The 20,643-nt window shown below is 71.4% G+C and carries 23 protein-coding genes; 15 read left to right on the plus strand and 8 right to left on the minus strand.

The window, feature by feature from the left end; all coding sequences use genetic code 11:
- Nucleotides 1-2: 2 nt before the first annotated feature.
- Together ACOCEP_RS29610 and ACOCEP_RS29615 are read right to left on the minus strand one after the other, a co-directional pair.
- Nucleotides 3-2,315 carry an ATP-binding protein gene (locus tag ACOCEP_RS29610; protein ID WP_482332360.1) on the minus strand — a complete coding sequence of 771 codons (2,313 nt, stop codon included), beginning with the start codon at nt 2,313-2,315 and terminating at the stop codon, nt 3-5.
- Nucleotides 2,316-2,403: 88 nt separating this feature from the next.
- Complete coding sequence (locus ACOCEP_RS29615) at nt 2,404-2,637, minus strand: hypothetical protein (RefSeq protein WP_482332361.1); 234 nt, start codon at nt 2,635-2,637, stop codon at nt 2,404-2,406.
- Nucleotides 2,638-2,794: 157 nt separating this feature from the next.
- Between ACOCEP_RS29615 and ACOCEP_RS29620 the strand changes: the two genes are divergently transcribed.
- The 5 genes from ACOCEP_RS29620 to ACOCEP_RS29640 all read left to right on the plus strand — a co-directional run bounded on the left by ACOCEP_RS29620 (nt 2,795) and on the right by ACOCEP_RS29640 (nt 6,889).
- Nucleotides 2,795-3,973: a sensor histidine kinase gene (locus ACOCEP_RS29620; protein WP_482332362.1), complete on the plus strand. Its 1,179-nt coding sequence runs from the start codon at nt 2,795-2,797 to the stop codon at nt 3,971-3,973.
- On the plus strand, nt 3,974-4,645 hold the full coding sequence (locus tag ACOCEP_RS29625; RefSeq protein ID WP_482332363.1) for a response regulator: 672 nt from the start codon (nt 3,974-3,976) through the stop codon (nt 4,643-4,645). It begins immediately after the preceding gene.
- Between the two features lie 181 nt (nt 4,646-4,826).
- Nucleotides 4,827-5,402, plus strand: coding sequence for a dihydrofolate reductase family protein (locus tag ACOCEP_RS29630; RefSeq protein WP_482332364.1), 576 nt, complete (start codon nt 4,827-4,829; stop codon nt 5,400-5,402).
- A 39-nt stretch (nt 5,403-5,441) separates the two neighbouring features.
- A complete protein-coding gene (locus ACOCEP_RS29635) occupies nt 5,442-6,272 on the plus strand; it encodes an ABC transporter ATP-binding protein (protein WP_482332365.1) in 831 nt (276 codons plus the stop codon).
- Between the two features lie 95 nt (nt 6,273-6,367).
- Nucleotides 6,368-6,889: a DUF4232 domain-containing protein gene (locus tag ACOCEP_RS29640; RefSeq protein ID WP_482332366.1), complete on the plus strand. Its 522-nt coding sequence runs from the start codon at nt 6,368-6,370 to the stop codon at nt 6,887-6,889.
- A gap of 6 nt (nt 6,890-6,895) precedes the next feature.
- Here ACOCEP_RS29640 and ACOCEP_RS29645 read toward each other — a convergent pair whose 3' ends face one another.
- Nucleotides 6,896-7,309 (minus strand): ATP-binding protein, encoded by a 414-nt coding sequence (locus ACOCEP_RS29645; protein ID WP_482332367.1) that lies wholly within the window; start codon nt 7,307-7,309, stop codon nt 6,896-6,898.
- A gap of 154 nt (nt 7,310-7,463) precedes the next feature.
- Between ACOCEP_RS29645 and ACOCEP_RS29650 the strand changes: the two genes are divergently transcribed.
- Complete coding sequence (locus tag ACOCEP_RS29650; RefSeq protein ID WP_482332368.1) at nt 7,464-7,814, plus strand: STAS domain-containing protein; 351 nt, start codon at nt 7,464-7,466, stop codon at nt 7,812-7,814.
- 12 nt (nt 7,815-7,826) lie between these two features.
- Here the strand turns inward: ACOCEP_RS29650 and ACOCEP_RS29655 are convergent, their stop codons facing one another.
- Together ACOCEP_RS29655 and ACOCEP_RS29660 are read right to left on the minus strand one after the other, a co-directional pair.
- Nucleotides 7,827-8,267, minus strand: a complete 441-nt coding sequence (locus ACOCEP_RS29655) for an STAS domain-containing protein (RefSeq protein ID WP_482332369.1) — start codon at nt 8,265-8,267, stop codon at nt 7,827-7,829.
- A 230-nt stretch (nt 8,268-8,497) separates the two neighbouring features.
- Entirely contained in the window at nt 8,498-8,836 is a 339-nt protein-coding gene (locus tag ACOCEP_RS29660) for a winged helix-turn-helix transcriptional regulator (protein WP_126732163.1), read from the minus strand.
- A 70-nt stretch (nt 8,837-8,906) separates the two neighbouring features.
- Between ACOCEP_RS29660 and ACOCEP_RS29665 the strand changes: the two genes are divergently transcribed.
- Complete coding sequence (locus ACOCEP_RS29665) at nt 8,907-9,248, plus strand: carboxymuconolactone decarboxylase family protein (RefSeq protein ID WP_482332370.1); 342 nt, start codon at nt 8,907-8,909, stop codon at nt 9,246-9,248.
- Between the two features lie 212 nt (nt 9,249-9,460).
- Here the strand turns inward: ACOCEP_RS29665 and ACOCEP_RS29670 are convergent, their stop codons facing one another.
- Nucleotides 9,461-9,670: a hypothetical protein gene (locus ACOCEP_RS29670; RefSeq protein WP_482332371.1), complete on the minus strand. Its 210-nt coding sequence runs from the start codon at nt 9,668-9,670 to the stop codon at nt 9,461-9,463.
- An 81-nt stretch (nt 9,671-9,751) separates the two neighbouring features.
- Entirely contained in the window at nt 9,752-10,738 is a 987-nt protein-coding gene (locus ACOCEP_RS29675; protein WP_482332372.1) for a LysR family transcriptional regulator, read from the minus strand.
- A 90-nt stretch (nt 10,739-10,828) separates the two neighbouring features.
- On the opposite strand from ACOCEP_RS29675, the gene ACOCEP_RS29680 reads away from it, so the two are divergent.
- Complete coding sequence (locus ACOCEP_RS29680; RefSeq protein ID WP_482332373.1) at nt 10,829-12,244, plus strand: aminopeptidase P family protein; 1,416 nt, start codon at nt 10,829-10,831, stop codon at nt 12,242-12,244.
- A gap of 196 nt (nt 12,245-12,440) precedes the next feature.
- Here the strand turns inward: ACOCEP_RS29680 and ACOCEP_RS29685 are convergent, their stop codons facing one another.
- Nucleotides 12,441-13,571: a metalloprotease gene (locus ACOCEP_RS29685; RefSeq protein WP_482332374.1), complete on the minus strand. Its 1,131-nt coding sequence runs from the start codon at nt 13,569-13,571 to the stop codon at nt 12,441-12,443.
- Between the two features lie 225 nt (nt 13,572-13,796).
- On the opposite strand from ACOCEP_RS29685, the gene ACOCEP_RS29690 reads away from it, so the two are divergent.
- The 7 genes from ACOCEP_RS29690 (at nt 13,797) to ACOCEP_RS29720 (ending at nt 20,593) form a co-directional block, all read left to right on the plus strand.
- Nucleotides 13,797-14,396 (plus strand): helix-turn-helix domain-containing protein, encoded by a 600-nt coding sequence (locus ACOCEP_RS29690; protein ID WP_482332375.1) that lies wholly within the window; start codon nt 13,797-13,799, stop codon nt 14,394-14,396.
- A gap of 78 nt (nt 14,397-14,474) precedes the next feature.
- On the plus strand, nt 14,475-15,638 hold the full coding sequence (locus ACOCEP_RS29695; protein ID WP_482332376.1) for an NAD(P)/FAD-dependent oxidoreductase: 1,164 nt from the start codon (nt 14,475-14,477) through the stop codon (nt 15,636-15,638).
- Entirely contained in the window at nt 15,635-15,943 is a 309-nt protein-coding gene (locus tag ACOCEP_RS29700) for a (2Fe-2S)-binding protein (RefSeq protein WP_482332377.1), read from the plus strand. The genes ACOCEP_RS29695 and ACOCEP_RS29700 overlap by 4 nt, the downstream gene beginning before the upstream one ends.
- Nucleotides 15,940-17,301, plus strand: coding sequence for an FAD/NAD(P)-dependent oxidoreductase (locus ACOCEP_RS29705; RefSeq protein ID WP_482332378.1), 1,362 nt, complete (start codon nt 15,940-15,942; stop codon nt 17,299-17,301). The genes ACOCEP_RS29700 and ACOCEP_RS29705 overlap by 4 nt, the downstream gene beginning before the upstream one ends.
- Entirely contained in the window at nt 17,298-18,209 is a 912-nt protein-coding gene (locus ACOCEP_RS29710) for a dihydrodipicolinate synthase family protein (RefSeq protein ID WP_482332380.1), read from the plus strand. The genes ACOCEP_RS29705 and ACOCEP_RS29710 overlap by 4 nt, the downstream gene beginning before the upstream one ends.
- Nucleotides 18,210-19,211 (plus strand): proline racemase family protein, encoded by a 1,002-nt coding sequence (locus tag ACOCEP_RS29715; protein WP_482332381.1) that lies wholly within the window; start codon nt 18,210-18,212, stop codon nt 19,209-19,211.
- Between the two features lie 11 nt (nt 19,212-19,222).
- Entirely contained in the window at nt 19,223-20,593 is a 1,371-nt protein-coding gene (locus ACOCEP_RS29720; RefSeq protein WP_482332382.1) for an aldehyde dehydrogenase (NADP(+)), read from the plus strand.
- Nucleotides 20,594-20,643 lie beyond the last annotated feature (50 nt).

Raw genomic sequence — 20,643 nt, forward strand, 5'->3', positions numbered from 1 at the left:
CGTCAGGCGGATTCCGCGGACCGGGTCACCCACGTGGCGACCTGGACGCGGTTGGAGTAGCCGAGCTTGGTGAGGATGTGGTCGATATGGGTGTCCACCGTCCGCCGGGCGATGCCGAGCCGGTCGGCGATCTCCTGGTTCGTCAGCCCCTCGGCGACCACGTGCGCGATCTCGGTCTCGCGTTTGGTGAGCACCCGCGCGGCCTGGTTCCGCGGTTCGGGCGACCGTTCTTCGAGGGCGTACGCGATGGCGTCCCGGGTGGGCATCGCGGCGCCGTCGGCGAACTCCTTGACCGCGACCTCCCAGCCCAGCGCCGCCGTCACGACCTCGGTGTCGGCGAGCAGCGGTTCGGTGAACGCCTCGTAGCGCGTCGGCCACGCGCCCACCGTCCGCCAGACGTTCATCGACGCGCCCTGCAGGATCGCGGCCCGGTTGGGCCGTCCGGTGCGGGCGGCGCAGCCCGCCAGCACGGTGAGCGTGAACCCGACGACGACCCGGTCGTCCACGCGGGCGTGCAGGCGCAGGACCTGTTCACAGCAGCGGCTCGCCACCGCGAGATCACCCTGGAGGTATTCGGCGGCGGCGCGCGACCACAGGGCCCAGCCTCGCCAAAAGACCTCGCCCTGCCGCTCGCAGCGTTCGACGGCTTCCGCGAGCACCGCCCGGCCGCGGTCGATGTCGCCGTTCAGCCAGATGGCCAGCCCGTGGTTGTAACTCGCCCAGAGGTCCCCGCCTTGGTCGCCGTGTGCGCGGAACAGGTCGATGGCCGTGCCGAAGAGGCGGGCCGCCTCGGCCATGTCGTTGCCGATCAGCGCGGCGTAGGCGCGGACGTGGAGCACGTACGCGGCGGCGAGTTCGTCACCGCTGGTCTCGGCTTCGACGGCCGCCCGCTCCAGCATGCACCGGTGAGCGGGCAGGTCTCCTTGCACCAGGGCCAGGAAACCGGAGAGCCACAGCACGTGTGCCCGCTCGGGAACTCCCGGCGCGGCGGCCTCGTCGAGACGGCGGACCCACATCCGGCCCTCGGTGTTCAGCCCGCGGACGATCCAGAACTCCTTGACGTCACGCAGCATCCGCAACCCGATGACCGCGTCTTCGGGAGTGCCGGTGCAGTGGTCGAGGGCGACCCGGAGGTTCGCGTGTTCGCGGCGCAGCCGTCCGATCCAGCCGAGCTGATCGGTTTCCAGCCATTCGGCGGCGTACCGGCCGGCGAGCTCGGCGAACCAGTCCCGGTGCCGTTTCCGGAACTCCGCCGTCCCGCCCGTTTCGGTGAGCCTGTCGACGCCGTACTCGCGTACCGATTCCAGCATGCGGTACCGCACGCCGCCGGGGTACTCCTCGCGCAGCAGGATGGACTTGTCGAGCAGCCCGTCGACGACTTCGAGGACCCGTTCGCGCGGCAGTTCCCCGCCGGAACAGACCTGTTCGGCGGCGTCGAGGTCGAAGCTGCCGGAGAACACCGACGCGCGCGCCCACAGCAGCCGTTCGGGCCCCGTGCACAGGTCGTGGCTCCAGTCGATCAGGGCCCGCATGGTCTCGTGCCGCTCCGGCCGGCCCCGCCGGTCCTTCGCGAGCACGGAGAACTGCCGGTCGAGGCGGTCGGCCAGCTGGCGCAGGGACAACGCCCGCGCGCGGACGGCCGCCAGCTCGATGGCCAGCGGTAACCCGTCCAGCCTGCGGCACAGCCGGATCAGCGGCTCGGTGTCCTCTTCGGTGAGCCGGAACGACGGCGCGACCGCGGTCGCGCGATCCACGAACAGCCGCACGGATTCGTCGTTCGCCACGCGTTCGAAGGAGTCACCCTGCTCCGGGATCGCCAGCGGCGGCACCGGCAGGACGCGTTCCCCTGCCACCCCGAGCGACTGCCTGCTCGTGGCCAGCACGGTCACCTGGGGGCAGGCTCGCACGACGGTGTCGGCGAACCAGGCGCAGCTGTCGACCAGATGCTCACAGTTGTCCAGCACCAGCAGCAGCCGGCTCGCCTGAAGCGCCTCGACGACCACCTCGATGGCCGGTTTCGCGGAGCGGTCGCCGAAGCCGAGGACGTTCGCCACGGTCGGCACGAGCAACGCCGGTTCCCGCAGCTCGGCCAGCGACACGAACGCGACCTCGTCGCCGGTCGCCTCGTGGTGGGCGGCGGCGACCCGCCACGCCAGCCGCGTCTTGCCCACACCGCCCGGCCCGGTCAGCGTGACCAGCGAAGACGCGTTCAGCAGACGGCGCGCTTCACCGGTCTCGGCGTCGCGGCCCACGTAGCTGGTCACTTCGGTGGGATCGGCGGACCACCCCGCAAGCGAGCCAACTCCGTCCGCCATGCATTCTCCCGCCATCGACCAGACCCCGCGTTCCGTCCGATGTAGACGGAAAACGCCCGGCTGCGGATACTAGCGGACCGGCGCCTCCCTAGCGGGGCGCTCGCTTCCCGCGATCGTGCGCCCAGCCCGCCAGTACCGTTCCCGCGGCCACGAGCAGCAGGAACACGAGCAACCTGCCGCCCCACTCACCGGGTACCCAGTCGAACGCGCCCCACAACTGGGTCGCGGAATGATCGAAAAGGCTGCGGATGGCGGCCTGTGCGAAGACGGCGATGGCCACCATCCCGACGATCTGCAGCCCCAGATAGCCGCCCTTGGTCATGCTTCCCACCTCCTGGTTCACGGTCGGATCCCAGCTTCGCCCGCGTGATCCCGGAGTACATCGGCAGCGCGTCGCGTGTCGCACTAGACCAAAGTCGAGCCCCGGATCGGCCTGTGTCCGGCTGCGCCGCCGCGAGCGGGTCGACCATGATGGGCCGGTGATCACCGACGCCCGGCCGCCCGCTCGCGCCTGGGGAGAGGCCTGGCGCCTGCTCGCCGCCGCCGCGCTCGGCATGCTGCTCTGGCTCGTCACTGCGTCGCAGCTGCCGGTGGGCGCGGCGGGGCCGAGGGTCGACTGGCTGATCACCGGTGATCCGCTGATCGCGCTCGCCTGCCTGATCGCCCTGCCGTGGCGCCGTCGCTTCCCGGTCGTGATCACGACCGCGGTCACCCTCGCCTCGATGGCCTCGGTGCTGTCCGCCGGTGCGGCCTTGCTGGCGCTCTGTTCGCTCGCCACCCGCCGCCGGCCCGCCGAAACCGCGGTCGTGGCGGCGTTGTCGGTGCTCACCGCCGTGCTGACCGCCGGCCTCTACCCGCAGCGCGAGGCGCCGGGCCCGCTGTGGCTGGTGATCAGCCTCCCCCTCCTGCTGGTGGGCATCGTGGTGGCGGTCGGCGCCGCGATCGGGGCGCGCCGGGAGGAGGTGCGTTCATTGCGGCACCAGGTCGAAAGCGCGGAACGGGAGCAGGCCGCGCGGGCGGCCGAGGCCCGGATCATGGAGCGGCACCGGATCGCTCGCGAGATGCACGACGTCCTCGCGCACCGGGTCTCGCTGGTCGCGATGCAGGCCGGAGTGCTGGGGCACCGTCCGGATCTGCCCGCCGACCAGGTCGCGGAGCTGGCCCGCGGGATCGCCGACGGCTCCCATCAGGCGCTGGAAGAGCTGAGGGACGTCCTCGGCGTGCTGCGGGCGAGCCCGGAGGAGCTGGAACCACCGCAGCCTTCGCTCGCCGACCTGCCGGCGCTGGTCGCGGACGCGCGGGCACTGGGGCTGGATGTCACCTTGACGGCCACGATCCCGGGCGAGCCACCCGACGCGATCGCGAGGACCGTCTACCGGGTCGTTCAGGAAGGCCTGACGAACGCGGGCAAGCACGCGCCGGGCGCGCGAGTGGCCGTCACCGTCGAAGGGGAAGCGGGGGACGGGGTGCGGGCGACGATCCGGGATTCCGGTGCGGCACGGGCGGTCGCGGGCCCGCCCGCCTCGGGTTTCGGGCTGCTCGGCCTCGCCGAGCGGGTCGGACTGGCCGGCGGCGAACTGGACCACCACACGGAGCCGGACGGCGGGTTCGTCCTCGCCGCGCGGTTGCCGTGGCCGGTCCGCGAAGGGAGCGAGTGAATGGACAACGAGCGGGTGCGGGTCGTCCTCGTCGACGACGAGCACCTGGTGCGGATGGCGCTGCGGCTCATCGTCGACGGCGAACCGGATCTCGTCGTGGTCGGTGAGGCCGCCGACGGCGACGCGGCGGTGACCGTGGTGGAGGAGCAGCGGCCCGACGTCGTCCTGATGGACGTCCGGATGCCGGGCCGCGACGGACTGAGCGCGACCGAGGAGATCCTCCGCCTCCCGGAGCCGCCCCGGATCCTGGTGCTCACGACGTTCGACTCGGACGAGATGGTGCTGGGTGCCCTGCGTGTCGGGGCCCTCGGGTTCCTCCTCAAGGACACGCCGCCGCCCCGGATCCTCGCGGCGATCCGGACGGTCGCGACCGGTGAACACACGCTCTCGCCCGCCGCGACGTCCCGGCTGGTCGCCGCGGCGACCGGGCCGCACTCGTCCGACGCGCGCCGGGGTGCCCGGGAGACCGCCCGCGGGCTGCTGGCCACCCTGACCGATCGCGAACGCGAGACCGCGAACGCCATCGCGGAGGGTTTGTCCAACACCGACGTCGCGCGGAGGCTCGCCATCACCGTCGCGACGGTGAAGGCGCACACGAGCAGCATGCTCACGAAACTCGGCGTCGAGAACCGGGTGCAGATCGCCTTGCTCGTCCGCGACGCCGAGGGCTGAGGTCCCTCGGGGTGTCATGAAAGGGCCGTTCAGGACATTTTCCGTCCTGAACGGCCCTTTCCTGACACCCGCGGCTTCCTCGAGAACCGGCTTGGAACTTTTTTCCGGCGCGGTGTCGAATCCGTGGTTCCCCGGTCGACGTAGTGTCGAAAGCAGTTCGGAACCACCAAGGAGAAACCAGATGCGCACCCTGATCACCACCGCGTTCGTCTCGCTCGACGGCGTCGTCGAGGGCCCCGGCGGGGAGCCGGGCTACCGCAACTCCGGCTGGACCTTCGACGGTATCGAGTTCGACGAAGCGGCCTACGAGCTCAAAGGGCGTGAGCAGGGCGAGGCCACCGCGATGATGATGGGCCGGGTCAGCTACGAGGCGTTCTCGCCGGTGTGGCCCGGCATGACCGAGGAGTTCGCCGAGTACAACGCGATGCCGAAGTACGTCGTCTCGACCACGCTGCGGGACGAGGACCTCGTCGGCAACTGGGGCGAGACCACGATCCTGCGTTCGCTCGACGACGTCGCGAAGCTCAAGGAGACCGAGGGCGGGCCGATCATCGTCCACGGCAGCGCGGAACTGAACCGGAACCTCGCCGACGCCGGGCTGATCGACCGCTACCACCTGCTGCTGTTCCCGGTCCTGCTCGGCGCGGGCAAGAAGCTGTTCGGCGACACCGACAAGGACAAGCAGAACCTCGAGCTCGTCGAGAGCGAGGCCTACGGCAACGGGATCCAGAAGCTGGTCTACGACGTCATCCGATGATCGGACCCCAGGCGGGCCCCGGGCACGCGTCCTGCGATCATGAATCGCGTGAAGCCCGTCTTCGTGCAGCCGAACCTCGACGGACCGGCGCTGGAGCTGTCCGGCGTCGAGGTCCACGTCGGCCGCACGCCGCTCGTGTCGGACGTCGACTGGCGGGTGGAGTACGGCCAGCGCTGGGTCGTCCTCGGCCGCAACGGGGCCGGGAAGTCCACGATCCTCTCGGTGGCCTCGACGCAACGGTTCCCCAGTGCGGGGACGGCCGTCGTGCTCGGCCACCGCATGGGCGCGGTCGACCTGCGTGACGTCCGGACGCACATCGGTTTCGTCGGGGCGAAGCAGCGGCTGCCGGACGCGGAGAACCACGACGCGCACACCGTGGTGCTCACCGGGTTCAGCGGAAGTGTGCTGCCGCTGTGGGACCGCTACGACGACGCGGTCCGGGACAGGGCGTCGAAACTGCTGGAGCTGGTCGGCTGCGCCGGACTGGGTGACCGGCCGGTGCGCGTCTGCTCGCAGGGCGAGCGCGCCCGGGTCCGGCTCGCCAGGGCGCTCATGGCCGACCCCCTGCTGCTCCTGCTGGACGAGCCGTTCGCCGGGCTCGATCTGCCCGGCCGCGAAGATCTCCTGATGGCGCTGGAGAACCTGACGCTGGCCCAGCCGGAGCTGGCGACGGTCACCGTCACGCATCACCTGGAGGAGATCCCGGCGACGGCCACGCACGCGCTCATGGTGCGCCGAGGCAAGGTCACCGGCGCGGGCCCGATCGACGAGGTCCTCACCGGCGCGGGGCTTTCCGCCTGTTACGAACGGGATGTCGAAGTCCACCGCATCAACGGGCGCTGGGCCGCGCACGCGGTGCGGCGTTCGTGACGACCCTCGTCACTCACCGGAGTGGTTTTCGAGGGATCCCAGCATCTTCCCGGTTCCCGTGGGCATCCATCCCGTGAGGCCGAAGGAGGAAACCCATGTCCGGCAAGCAGTTCACGCGCGCTCTGCTGGGGATCGCCGTGCTGACCGGCACACTCGCGCCGGCCGGGCAGGCCGAGGCGGCCACACCGCGGTGCGCGACGGCGGATCTGGCGGTGTCCTTGGGCGAGCCGATGCGGCTCGAAGAAGCGACAGGCCAGTACGAGGTTCCGCTGGTATTCGAGAACACGTCACCGCGCACCTGCGATCTGCACGGGGTTCCCGGCGTCGACCTGGTCGGCCCCGACGATCCGAACGGGCCCGTCTACCACCTGGCACGGGGGGACGACGGGGTGCGCGTCAACGAGGTCCCACCCGGTTCGACGGCGACGGCGTCCGTCACCGTGCTGTCCCAGGCGCCGGGCCCCCTGTCGTGGACACCCTCGAAGGTGGTGGTCACCCCGCCGGGGCAGGGCGAGACGGTGAGCACCGGCTGGTGGTCCGGTCTGCCGGTACTCCGCCAGGACGCAGCCACCCGTCCGGGTAGCTGGGTCAACGGAATCCTCCCCGGCCTTGGCTGAGCGCGGTCAGGCGGAAGGGCAGGGCCAGCCGAGCTGGACGACGGTCCCGGTCGGCGTGCTCGTCACCGTCGCCTCGGGGGCGAAGGCGCGGATGATCGGCAGGCCGCGTCCGCCGTCCGGGCGTCGTCCGTCGCGCCAGCGGCCCTCGTCGGCGACGCTGATCCTGAGGTGACCGTCGCCGTGGGCGGCGGTCACCTTCATGACGTTGTCTTCGGTGCCGTCGGGGTACGCGTGCTTGACGACGTTCGTCATCGCTTCGTAGGCGGTGAGCTTGAGATCCTCGGCGAGTTCCCGGGGAAGGCCCCGTCCGAGGGCCCATTTCGCCAGGACGTCCCGCAACGCGGCCGCCTGTGCGGCCACCGCGGCGACCTCGAGGACCAGCTCGTCGGTGCCGGTGCGTACTGGCTCGTCGATCGGCATCACGAAGCTTCTCCTCGCCGTCCGCCGCGGTCCACGACCGCCGGATCCAACGACAAGGCTAAGGCACCGCCGGGGATCGGGGCACGAGTGCCGCGCGAGCGGGCGCCTCCATCGGATATGTTCGGGACTGTCGGGTACCGATCGTGAGGGGTGGATGACGGTGACGAGCGGAGACGGCGAAGACCGGGAAGTCCCGTTCTCGGTGACCGTCGCCAGGCCCGATGGCGCCGAGGTCGTCATCGCGGTGGCGGGGGAGATCGATCTGACGACGTCCGAGGATCTCAAGGAGACGTTCGAGCACGCGCTGGAGCCCGTGCCGGGCAGGCTCGTCGTCGACCTCGAAGCCGTGGAGTTCTGCGATTCCACGGGGCTGGCGACCCTGGTCAGGATCAACGACCGGTGCAGCACGCAGGGGGTCGACCTGAGTTTCCTGCCGTCGCCCACGATTCGGCGGCTGGCTTCGAAGACGGGGTTGTCCACGCTCCTGCCGCTCGCCGGATCCTGAGCGGACGGCGGTTCAGCGGTTCGGCATTTCGAGGATCGCGTGGTCGAGGTGCCGGTACACGGGGATGTGGCCGTCGACGCCGAACAGGTGCAGCAGGCGCAGCACCGGCCGGGCGTCCGCGACCACTCCGGTCGTGCGGTGTTCGGAGCGGGCGCGGGTCGCGGCGGATTCGATGACCCGCAGCCCGGCGACACCGAGGAAGCCGACCTCGCTGAGATCGAGCACCGTGGCGGCGGGCAGACGGCCCGACAGGGCGCGTTCCAGCCGTCCCGCGGTGGCGAGGTCGATCTCACCGGCCGCGGCGACGACGAGCAGATCCTCGTTCCAGTGGATCCGCTGAACCCGCAACAGGTTCTCCGCCGCCGGACGCGGGCGCGGGATGGTCAGGTTCAGGCCGGCGCGGAGGTCGGGGCCGTCGCGGCTGCTCCGCGTGAAAGGGATGCGTTCGGTCATGGTGCTGTCTCCCGGATAGCCGGGGACGAGACGGACAACGGGTAAGCCTGCACAACGGCTGCGCAAGTCAACTCGCCGCCGCGTCGCCCGGTGAAAGGTACTGGGCCGCGGACATGCGGGTCGTTCGCGCGGGCTGGTGGACTCAACCTCACGTACTTCCCACCGTACGCCGCTCACCGCGCCTGGCAAGACCGTAGGGGGAAAGGGATGGGATCCACGGTCGTGCATGGTCACTCGCGTAGCGCCTTTTCCCAGGCGAGTCCCCATTTTTCGAGCGGATGCAACGCGTCGAGGAGCCGTTCGCCCAAAGGTGTCAGGCGGTAACCTTCACCGCCGGTCTCGACGATGCGGGCTTCGGTGAGCTCGGCGAGGCGGGTGGCGAGCACGCTCGAAGACATGAGTTCGCAGCGGCGCCGCAGCTCGCGGAAGCCGACGTCACCCTGGCGCAGTTCCCAGATCACCCGCAGCGTCCACCGGCGTCCCAGCAGATCGAGCGCGGCCATGAGCGGACGGCCGGTTTCGGAGCCGCGGACCGGCCGTCCGGGCCGCGGGATCGGTTCGCCGGGCATGGCAACCCCCCTTGTGCTTCTCCTTTCGAAGCAGCATAGTGGTTCTGAAATCGAAGCGCTGGAGGTGCTCATGGCCCGGATCGCGCCACTCGCCCCGCCGTACGAGGCGGACGTCGAACAAGCTCTCCGCAAGTGGATGCCGCCCGGCGTGGCACGGGAGCCACTGGCGCTCTTCCGCCTGCTGCAGCTCCATCCCGGGCTGGCGTCGCGGATGCGCGTCCTGGGCGCCGGTCTGCTCGCACACGGCGAATTACCCGCGCTGGACAGGGAAATCGTCATCGCGCGGGTGACCGCCCGCGCCGGATGCCGTTACGAATGGGGTGTCCACGCCGCGGTTTTCGCACCCGTCGTCGGCTTGACGCCGGAGCGGCTCGAAGCGACCGTGTCCGGCGACGCCGGGCATCCGAGCTGATCGGAGCGGCACCGTGCGCTGATCCGCGCCGTCGACGAACTCCACGACACCGCAACGGTTTCCGGCGAGACCTGGACCGCGCTCGCCGAGCACTTTCCGGCGCCGTCGCTTTTGGAGATCCTCGTGCTGGCCGGCTGGTACCGGACGATCGCCCTCGTCGCCAACGCGGTCGCGCTGGAGGAGGAGCCGTGGGCCGCCCCGTATCCCGCCGGCTAGGACCGGCGCGAGTCGATTTCCCTGGTATCGCCCCGCTTTCGGTCAGCTGACTTCCAGGCGGCGAGAACGCACAGGAGCGCCGCCACGAAGCCGACCGCGGTGAGTGTCCCGGCCCAGACGGCGCCGGTGCTGGCGAGCAGGTAGAGCTGGACCACGGCGGTGCACGTGTAGACGACCGCCAATCCCAGCCACAGCCGTTGCGTCATCTTCTCCCGTCTCCGTTCGCCCGGTACGGGGTCAATCGCGGGGAAGCGGGATCGGGTTACAGGCAGTTCGAAAACGGTCGCTCACGGACCGGCCACGCGGAAGAAGTCCACCAGCCCGTCCCACGACTGGGCACTCCGCCGCCGCTCCCACCACGTCCGGAACGGGGTCGACGCCATCGCGTGCCGCGTGTACGACGTCATCACCGCGCGGTACACGTTCTCCGCCTGGTCCCAGGTCAGCCGTTCCTTGCGCCAGGCCAGCACGAGCCGCATCCGCATGGGGTCGCCCTTCAGCGGCCGGACGACCATGCCGGGCAGTTCGGGGGCGGTGGGTTCGACGAGCTGCACCGCCTGCCCGGCGGCGATCAGATGCCGTCCGCCGCCATTGGGGCATTCGAACCGGATCCGAGGCGTGAACCCGGCGCGGTGCGTCGCCGCGCGCAGCGACGCCAGCGAACCGTCCTCGGGGCCGGGCGGCCCGATCCACGCTTCGTCGGCCAGATCGGCCAGGTCGACTTCGAACCCGCCCGCGAGCCGGTGCTTCGCGGGGAGACCGATGAACACGGGCACCCACGAGAACAGCACCCGGTGCCCGAGATGCTTCGCCAGCGGCACTTCCTGGTCGTCGGACATGGCGATGACGGCGATGTCGAGGGTCGCGCGGGCCAGTGCCTGCGCCAGGACCGCGCTGGAGGGTTCCACGTGGACGGTCACGTCCAGCCCCGGCAGCGCGTCGTCCAGCCGCTCGACGAAGGTGGGCAGACAGTCCATTTGGGACGATCCGAGCCGGACCGGGCCGTCGCCGAGCGCGCCGAGGAGGTCGCTTTCGAACCGGTCGAACTCCACGAGCAGGGTCAGCGCGCGGCGCAACGTCTGTTCGCCGACCGGGGTCGGGGTGACACCGGTGTGGCTGCGGACGAACAGCGGCGCGCCGATCTGCCGTTCGAGCCGCTGGAGCAGCGAGGTCAGCGAGGGCTGGGACATGCCCAGCGCGGCGGCCGCCTGCGAGAGGCTGCCCGCTTCGGCGATGGCGCAGATCGCCCGCAGGTGCCGGATCTCCAGGGCCATAGGCGGAGTCTATCGCCGCCGGTCATTACGGCCCGGCCGTTCGCGGTGCGAAGGTGCGGCCAGAACCGTGACTATCTGAAAGGGGAGCCGATGACCGGCGACCGAACCCGGCCGGATCTGCGCGCGCTGCTGGCCGCAAAGGGGTTCCGGAACTGGATCAGCGAGGGCTGGGAGCCCGCGGACGACTTGGTGGAGGTGCCGCCGGGCACCGCCGAGGCGGCCGCCGCCCATCGAGGCAGGTTGTCGGCGGAACTGCCCGGTCAGCGGATCGCGCTCGCCGCGGGCCGGGCCGTGGTGCGGTCCAACGACACGTTCCACGGCTTCCGCGCCGACAGCGACTTCGTCTGGCTCACCGGCTGCCAGCGTGAGGGCGCGATCCTCGTGATGACCCCGGCGGGGGACGGCCACCACGCCACGCTGTATGTCCCGCGGCCCGCCGAGGCGCACGAGCCCGACTTCGTCGGCGACGCCGACACCAGTCCGCTGTGGGTCGGCTCCGCCGCCGGACCGGCCGCGTACGGGGACGCGCTCGGCATCGAATGCCGTCCGCTGGAGGATCTCCCGCACGGGTTGCGCGGGCGGAATCCGGGCTTCCTGGTCGGCGCCGGGGTCGATCCCGCGCTCGACGCGTACCGCTTCGGCCACAGTGAACGGCTCCGGACCGTCCTCGCGGAGCTCCGCCGGATCAAGGACGACTGGGAGATCGGCCAGTTGCGCGCCGCCGTCGACGCCACGGCCCTCGGGTTCGCCGACGTGCTGGCCGCGCTTCCGGAGGCGGTCCGCGGTGGCGGGGAGCGCTGGCTCCAGGGCACCTTCGACCGCCGTGCCCGCACCGAGGGAACCGGGCCCGGCTACACCTCCATCGTGGCGGCCGGGCCGCACGCGCCGATCCTGCACTGGACGCGCTGCGACGGGCGGGTGACCGAGGACAGCCTCCTGCTGCTCGACGCCGGTGTCGAGGTGGATTCCTTGTACACGGCCGACATCACCCGAACCTTCCCGGTCGGCGGTGAGTTCACGAAGGCGCAGCGCGACGTCTACGACCTCGTGCACAAGGCGCATGTCGCGGCACTCGGCGAGGTCCGTCCCGGCCAGGACTACGGCGCGTTCCAGGCGACGGCGCTGCGCGTGCTCGCGGAGGGATTGCACGATTGGGGGCTGCTCCCGGTGTCGGTGGACGAAGCGCTGTCGCCGGACGGGCAGCAGCACCGCCGGTACATCGTCTGCGGGACCGGCCATTTCCTCGGGCTGGACGTCCACGACTGCGCCGCCGCCCATCCGTCCACGTACCGCGAGGGCACGCTCGCCGAGGGGATGGCGCTCGCTGTGGAACCCGGTCTCTACTTCCACGCCGGCGACCGCACCGTCCCGCCGGAGCTGCGCGGCCTCGGCGTCCGGATCGAGGACGACGTCGTGGTCACCGGATCGGGGTACGACCTGCTCTCCGACGGCTTCCCTTCGACCGCCGACGAGATCAGCGCCTGGGTCCAGGCGGCCAGGAGCTGAAGGACGGGTGAGAGGTAAGGCAAAGGTGGCGTAGGCCGCCAAGGAGTCCGGCACGCTCTTGACCGTCCACAAGGGAGTTACGGCCGGGCCCGGTACCGCGCTGGCGAGCATGTCGCGAAAGCCACTTTCGAGACGTCTGATGTCCCGGAAGTGGCTTTCGCGACACCCCCAGCGCGGTCCGGCCCTTCGGCCCGCGTCAGTACCGGATGGTGTGCCCGGCGAGGATCCGCTCGGCGGCACCGGTCGTGGACAGGCCCGCGGCGGGCCGGTCCTCGGTGAAGTACTCGCGGAAGTCCTGGCTGAAGTGGCGGGTCATCAGCGCGATCGTCCGGTTCCAGTTCCCGCCGTCCGGTCCGTCCGCGGCCCACAGGTCGAGCAGCGACGAGCCGACGCGCCCCTGCACGGTGTCGCCGTCGTCCCAGCCGGGGGTCGAAGCGTCGTTCTCGAAGCTGTAGGACCTGCCGTCGTCGTAGACATAGCGGTAGTCGCCGAGGGCGTAGGCGGCGACGGCGTCGGCGAAGCCTTCGGTCCAGGCGCAGGATTCCGAACTGTGCTTCTCGATGTAGTGCGGATTGCAGCCGGTGACGACGGGGAAGCCGCGGCCGTACAGCTGCCACTGCAGCCAGTGCCCGGCCTCGTGGAGGATGAGGTGCTTCGAGTCGGGCATCGTGTTGCCGAGGAAGACATAGTTCGTGTTCGGATAGTCCCAGTAGCCGCCGTCGGCGACCTTCGGATCCCAGACGAAGGTGATCCGGTCGCAGCGTCCATCGGCCTGCCGGGCGGTCCAGCACGACGAAACCGGATTGGCGCGCTTCCAGTAGAGGACGTTGAGCGTGTCCACCACCTTCCACGCGCGCTGGAGCGTGGACGGCACCTTCACCGTGCCGAGGTCCTGGCTGCCGGACACGTTCGTGCGGCGGGCCGAGTCGAACGTGTAGTCGGTCGTGTCGTTCGCGGCCTTCACGACCCGCCACATCGAGGTGCTGCTCGACCGGAACCGCACGAAAGCCTCGGCGAGCGACGAGGTGTGGCAGGCGGTGAACCGGCCGTCGGACGCGCCGGTGAGGCCGGCGGCGAGCCTGGTGGCCGTGCCGGAACCGGTGCGGCCCCACAGTTCCCAGTTCGCGTTCCGGGCCACCTGCGTGCGCAGGGGTTTGCTCGTCCCGGCTTCGGCGTCGTAGTGGTCGAAGGCGAGTGTGCCGGTGAGACAGGCGTTCGCGGCCGCCGTCGCCGGTGCGGCGGCGGCCGCGGTCAGGCCGAGGGTCGTGATGAGCACCGCGCCGAACGCCCGAAGTCGTCGGCCCGCGGATCTGCGGATCAGCTGCACGGGAATCTCCTCGCTGGAGGGAACGACGGTGCGCCCGTGACCCTGTGTCGACGGTGACACACCGGTTGGTGATGGAGTTTCCGCGTGGTCCGCGCGGTCCACCATCGCGCCGCCCCATCGGCCGCGGCTATGCCCCCGGCGTCGGAAGGCGTGTCATGATGTCCGCGAACTCGATCGGCAAAGCGAACGAGCTCGTACGGTTTGACGAACGACAGGGGAGAAGTGGTGCAGGACGAGAACCCCTCGATCCGCGACATGCTGGCGGTCAACCTGCGTGCCGCCAGGGCGGCGAGGGGCCTTTCGCTGTCGGAGCTCTCCCGGCGGTCGGGTATCGGCAAGGCCACGCTGTCCCAGCTGGAGTCCGGCGGCGGCAATCCGACCATCGAGACCGTCTTCAGCCTCTCCAGGGTGCTGGAGGTGGCGATCTCGGACCTGCTCGACCACCGGGCGGGCGGTGCGCTCACCGTGGTGCGCGGGGCCGACGTCGAGGTGCTCAGCGGCGAGGGAGTGGATCTCCGGCCGCTGCGCCGGATCGAGGCGGGCGACGGTGTTTTCGAGGTGTACGACCAGGTGGTGCGCGGAGACGCGCCACAGCGCTCGCAGGGGCACGTCGGAGTCGAGCACACCATCGTGCAGACCGGATCGCTGCTGGTCGAGGTGGCGGGGAAGACCGTCGAGGTCGGCCCTGGGGATTACGTCGCCTTCGACGCCCGTGAGCCGCATTGCTACACCGCTACGGACGGCCCGGTGCACTCGGTCCTGCTGCTGCAGTACCGCGCCGACGAACGGCTCGACGGCAGGCCGCATCCGGTGCTGAAGGACTGACCGCTCGCCGGGTGTTGACACCCTTCCGGGGTGGAACCTACGCTCCGATCGTTCGCTTTACCGAACGCTGGAGGGTCGATGAACCGAACGCGCGTGGTCGTCCTGGGCGCGGGTATCGTCGGCGCCGCCTGTGCCCGTGAGCTGAGCCGGGCGGGCCTCGACGTCGTGGTCGTGGATCGCGGCCGTCCCGCCGGGGGAACCACTTCGCACGGCGAGGGCAACATCCTCGTCTCCGACAAGGGGCCCGGCGCCGAACTCGAACTCGCCAAGCTTTCGGCAGCGTTGTGGCCCCAGGTGGTCGCCGAGATCGCCGACGAGGACGCGCGCGCCGCCTCGGCGATCGAATACGACCCCAAGGGCGGCATCGTCGTCGCCACCACGGACGACGGAGCCCGCACGCTCGCCGCGTTCGCCGCTTCGCAGGCCGGTGTTCGTGCGGAACCGTTGTCCCGCAAGGAACTCGCCGACGCCGAACCCGCGCTGACCCGCGAGGTGACCGCCGCGTTCCACTACCCGGAGGACGCGCAAGTCCAGCCCGCGGGCGCGGCGCTGGCCCTGCTGGGCTCCGCGCTGCGCCACGGCGCGCGGCTGCGCTCCGGCACCGAAGCCGTCGGCGCCACTGTCCACAACGGACGAATCACCGGCGTCCGGGTGCCCGGCGAGGTCATCGGGGCCGACGTCGTCGTGAACGCCGCGGGCCCGTGGGCGGGCCAGGTGTCGGCGCGTCTCGGCGCCGCGATCGCGATCCGGCCGCGCCGGGGCGAGGTGCTGGTGACCACCCCGATGCCCGGCGTCGTCCGGCACAAGGTGTACGACGCCGATTACGTCGGCGCGGTCGGGGCCGGTTCTGGTGAGTTGCAGACCTCCGCTGTCGTCGAGTCGACCTGGGGCGGCACCGTGCTGATCGGGTCGTCACGCCGCCGGGTGGAGTTCGACGACACGATCCGCGCGGACGTGCTCGGTGCCATCGCGGCCAAGGCACTGCGTCTGTTCCCGGCGCTCGCCGACGTCGCGATCATGCGCGCGTACGGCGGCTTCCGGCCTTACGTCGCTGATCACCTCCCGGTGCTCGGCGAGGATCCGCGGCTGGGGAATCTCTGGCACGCCACCGGGCACGAGGGCGCCGGGATCGGGCTGAGCGTCGGCACCGCGCGGTTGCTGCGTGAACTGCTCACCGGGGCGGAGCCCGCGATGCCGGTCGACGAGTTCACCGTGGACCGTCCGGCGGTGGTGGCGGCATGAGCGGGTGGCTCGTGCCGCGCGATCGCGATCCGGTGGGCCGGACCGACCGGCCGATCCGGATCACCGTCGACGGCGAACCCGTGACCGGGATCGCGGGCCAGAGCGTGGCGGGCGTGGTGCTCGCCGCCGGCCGGATCTCCTGGCGCACCACCCGCTCGGGCGCCCCACGCGGCGTGTTCTGCGGGATCGGCGCGTGTTTCGACTGCCTGCTCACGGTGAACGACGTGCCCGACGTCCGCGCGTGCCGCCGCCCGGCCGCCGACGGGGACGAGATCCGCACCCAGTCCCGGGAGGAGACCGCGTGAACGTGGTGATCGTCGGCGCCGGGCCCGCCGGGCTCGCGGCGGCCGAACACGCGCTGCGGGGCGGTGCCCGGGTCACCGTGCTGGATCAGGCGGACGAGGCCGGCGGGCAGTACCACCGGATGCTCCCCGAGGCCTACGCGGCGCGGCGTCCCGAGCGGGTCCAGCACGGATGGCGGGAGTTCGACCGGCGGCGCCGGGTGCTTTCGCATCCGCGATGCCGGTGGTGGCCGGGCTCCACCGTCTGGGCGTTCGATCGCGCGGAGAAGGCGCTGCATGTGCTGCGGGGACAGTCCGACGGCGCTGGACGGCGCCGGGTGACCGTCGTCCCGGACGCGCTGATCCTGGCGACCGGGGCCCACGACCGCACCCTTCCGTTCCCCGGCTGGGAACTGCCCGGCGTGTACACCGCGGGCGCGGCGCAGGCACTGGCGAAAGGGGAGCGGGTCGCGATCGGTGAGCGGGTCCTCGTCGCCGGGGCCGGGCCGTTCCTGCTGCCGGTCGCGGAATCGCTGCTGGGCGTCGGGGCCGAGGTGGTCGCGGTGCTGGAGGCGAATCCGTTCTCGACCGTCCGAAAAGGATGGTCGTCCCGCCCGTGGCCCCTCGCCGCGCAAGCGGGGAAGGCGGGTGAACTGGCCCGGTACGCCGCGACGCTGGCCAGGCATCGGGTCCCGTACCGGATGGGCCGCGCGGTGATCGAGGCACGCGGGACGGATCGCGTCCGCGAGGTCGTGACCGCGGACGTCCGCGCGGACTGGTCCGTCGTCCACGGCACCGAGCGCACCTGCGAGGTCGACGCGGTCTGTGTCGGGCACGGTTTCGTCCCGCAGCCGGATCTCGCCGTCGCGGCCGGATGCGTCCTGGACGAGGGATTCGTGCGGGTCGACGCCGCCCAACGGACCACAGTGGACGGTGTCTTCGCCGCGGGGGAGATCACCGGGATCGGCGGCGCGGTCACCGCCGCGGCCGAGGGAGCGGTGGCCGGCCGCGCCGCCGCCGGGGCTGAGCCGTCGCCGGGGCTGATCCGGGCTCGCGACCGGGCCCGGCGCTTCGCCGAACGCCTCGCCGCGGCCCACCCCATCGGCGCGGCCTGGCGAAGCTGGCTGCGCGACGACACGATCGTCTGCCGCTGCGAGGAAACGACGTACGGCGAACTGACGCGCGCGGCCGAGGACCCGGCCCGTCCCGGCCCGCACGCGCTGAAACTCGGCACCCGGGCAGGCCTCGGCCCGTGCCAGGGCCGCATGTGCGGTCCGACCGTGTCCGAACTCTGCGGTGGCACCGAACGGCATCACCGCCCGATCGTCCAGCCGATCCGGCTGGGCGAACTCGCCGCCCGAACCGAAGGAGAACCTGGATGAGCACCCCCGACCTCGGTGGCGTCGTCGTCGCGACCGCCCTCCCGTACCGGGCGGACGCCTCGGCCCCCGCCGGGCTGGCCGTGGACTACGACGCCTACGCCGAGCACTGCCGGTGGCTGGTCGACAACGGCTGCCGGGGCGTCGGCCCGAACGGCTCGCTCGGCGAATACTCGTCGCTGACCGACGAGGAACGCCGCCGCGTCGCCCGCACCGCGATCGAAACCGTCGGCGACGACGGGATCGTCGTCGTCGGCGTGCACGGCCCCGGCTCGCATCAGGCCAGGTACTGGGCCGAGGTGGCCGCCGAGGACGGTGCCGACGGCCTGCTGTGCCTGCCGCCCACGATGTACCGCGCGAACCGGGGCGAGGTGCTCGCGCATTTCGAAGCGGTGGCGTCGGTCGGGCTGCCGGTGATGGTCTACAACAACCCCATCGACACCAAGGTCGACCTCACGCCCGCGCTGCTCGCCGAGATCGCGCGGATCGACAACGTGGTCGCGGTCAAGGAGTTCTCCGGTGACGTCCGGCGAGTGCTGGAGATCCGCGAGCAGGCACCGGCCCTGGACGTGATCAGCGGCGCCGACGACGTCGTGCTGGAAAGCCTGCTGATGGGCGCGACCGGCTGGTTCGCCGGATTCCCCAACGTGTTCCCCGCCGAGTCGGTGCGCCTGTTCGACCTGGCGCGCTCCGGCAAGCTCGAAGAGGCCAGGGCGCTCTACGAACCGCTGGTGGCGGCGTTCCGCTGGGACTCGCGCACCGAGTTCGTCCAGGCGATCAAACTCGGGATGGACCTGGTCGGCCGGTACGGCGGGCCGTGCCGGCCGCCGCGGGGCGCGTTGACCGAGGAACACCGCGAGCAGGTCACCGCGGACATGCGCCGCGCGCTCGCCTCGCTGGGGGTGGCGTAGGTGCGGTCGATCCGGTCGATCACCGCCGTCGATTCGCATACCGAGGGCATGCCGACCCGGGTGGTGACCGGCGGGGTCGGCGTCATCCCCGGCGACACGATGGCCGAACGCCGCCGGTACTTCATGGCGAACATGGACCATCTGCGGCAGTTCCTGATGAACGAGCCGCGCGGCCATTCGGCGATGAGCGGCGCGATCCTGCAGCCGCCCGCCAGGCCGGACGCCGACTGGGGCGTGGTGTACATCGAGGTGTCCGGCTGCCTGCCGATGTGCGGGCACGGCACGATCGGTGTGGCGACCGTGCTGGTGGAGACCGGCATGGTCGAGGTGACCGAACCGAAGACCGTCGTGCGGCTGGACACCCCGGCCGGGCTCGTGCACGCCGAGGTCGAGGTCCGGGACGGCCGCGCGGTCCGGGTCCGGCTCCGCAACGTCGCGTCGTTCCTCGCCGAGCGAGACGCCGTCGTCGAGGTGCCCGGCCTCGGCGAGGTGCGGTACGACCTGGCCTACGGCGGCAACTTCTACGCCATCCTCGAACTGTCCCAAGTGGACATCCCGTTCGACCGGGCGGAGAAGGACCGGATCCTCGCCGCGGGGCTGGACATCATGGCGGCGATCAACGAACAGCGTCCGCCGAAGCATCCCGCCGACCCGCTGATCGGTGGCTGCAAGCACGTCCAGTTCCTCGCGCCGGGGTCGGACGCGCGGTCGTCGCGGAACGCGATGGCGATCCATCCCGGCTGGTTCGACCGGTCGCCGTGCGGCACCGGCACTTCGGCGCGGATGGCCCAGCTCCACGCCCGCGGCGAGCTGCCGCTGCACACGCCGTTCGAGAACAGCTCCTTCATCGGCACCACCTTCACCGGCGAGCTCGTCGCCGAGACCGCCGTCGGCGGCGTTCCCGCCGTGGTGCCGGAATTCTCCGGACGCGCCTGGATCACCGGCAACGCCACCTATCTGCTCGACCCGGACGACCCGTTCCCCGCGGGCTTCGTGCTCTGAGGAGAGGAAGCATGGAGCAAATCGAGACGGCGGCGGGGATCGCCGGCGAATGGGCCGCGACCGACCCGAAGACGCGCACGGCCGTGCTCACCGGCGTGGCCGACGCGCTGGACGCGGCCGGGCCGTCGCTGATCGAGACCGCCGACGCCGAGACCCGGCTGGGGACGAAGCGGCTGATCGGCGAGCTGGCCCGCACGACGTTCCAGCTGAGGCTGCTCGCGGCGGAAAGCGGCTCGTACTACGACGTCCGGATAGACCGGGCCGATCCGTCGTGGCCGTCCGGCCCCCGGCCGGAGTTACGCCGGTATCGCACCGCGGTCGGCCCGGTCCTGGTGTTCGCCGCGAGCAACTTCCCGTTCGCGTTCAGCGTGGCGGGCGGGGACACCGCGTCGGCGTGGGTGGCCGGCTGCCCGGTGGTGGTCAAGGCTCACCCGGGCCATCCGGAGTTGTCCCGCAGGACGGCTTCGGTCGTGGTGGAAGCCCTCGGGCGGTGGGGCGCGCTCCTGGGCCTCGTCGAAGGAGAAGCCGCGGGCGTGGAGGCGCTGCGTCATCCGGCGATCGCGGCCGCCGCGTTCACCGGGTCCGTGGCGGGCGGGCTCGCGCTGGCACGTATCGCGGCCGAGCGGGCCGTCCCGATCCCGTTCCACGGCGAGCTCGGCAGCGTCAACCCGGTGATCGTCCTGCCCGGTGCGGCACGGTCGCGGGCGGAGGAACTGGCGGCGGGCTACGCCGGTTCGCTGACGCTGGGCAACGGCCAGTTCTGCACGAATCCCGGTCTGGTGTTCGTGCCTTCGGAAAGCCCGTTCGTGGATCTCGCCGCCGAGCGGGTGCGTGAGGCGCCCGCCGCGCCGTTCTTGAACGACCGCATCGCGGCGGGGTTCCAGACCGGCGCGGCACGGTTGGCCGCGATCCCGGGGATGCGTGAAGTCGTCCGGGGTCTCGGTGCCCAGCTGCTCGAAATCGCTCTGGAGGATTTCGTGCCGGAAGCGGCCGAAGAGTGCTTCGGTCCGCTGGGCGTCGTGGTGCGATACTCGCGCCTTTCCGACGTCCTGCCAGTGCTGGCGTCCCTGCCCGGTCAGCTCACGACGACGGTGCACGCGTTACCCGAAGAGACGTCCGAGGTCGAGGCGCTCCGCCCGGTGCTGGCCGGCCGTAGCGGGCGGATCCTGTGGGGCGGCTGGCCGACCGGGGTCGCGGTGACCGCGGCGATGCAGCACGGCGGACCGTTCCCGGCGACGACGTCCCCGGCGTCGACCTCGGTCGGAACCGCGGCGGTGGAACGTTTCCTGCGGCCGGTGTCCTATCAGGACTGGCCGTCGCGCCTGCTGCCGGAGCCGCTGCGGGACGACAACCCGTGGGGCGTCCCGCAGCGGATCTCCTGACCCGCGTTTCGTCCTCTGGATGCGGTACTTGCACGCGCAAGTACCGCAAG

It is taken from the genome of Amycolatopsis sp. CA-211722, assembly GCF_056828465.1.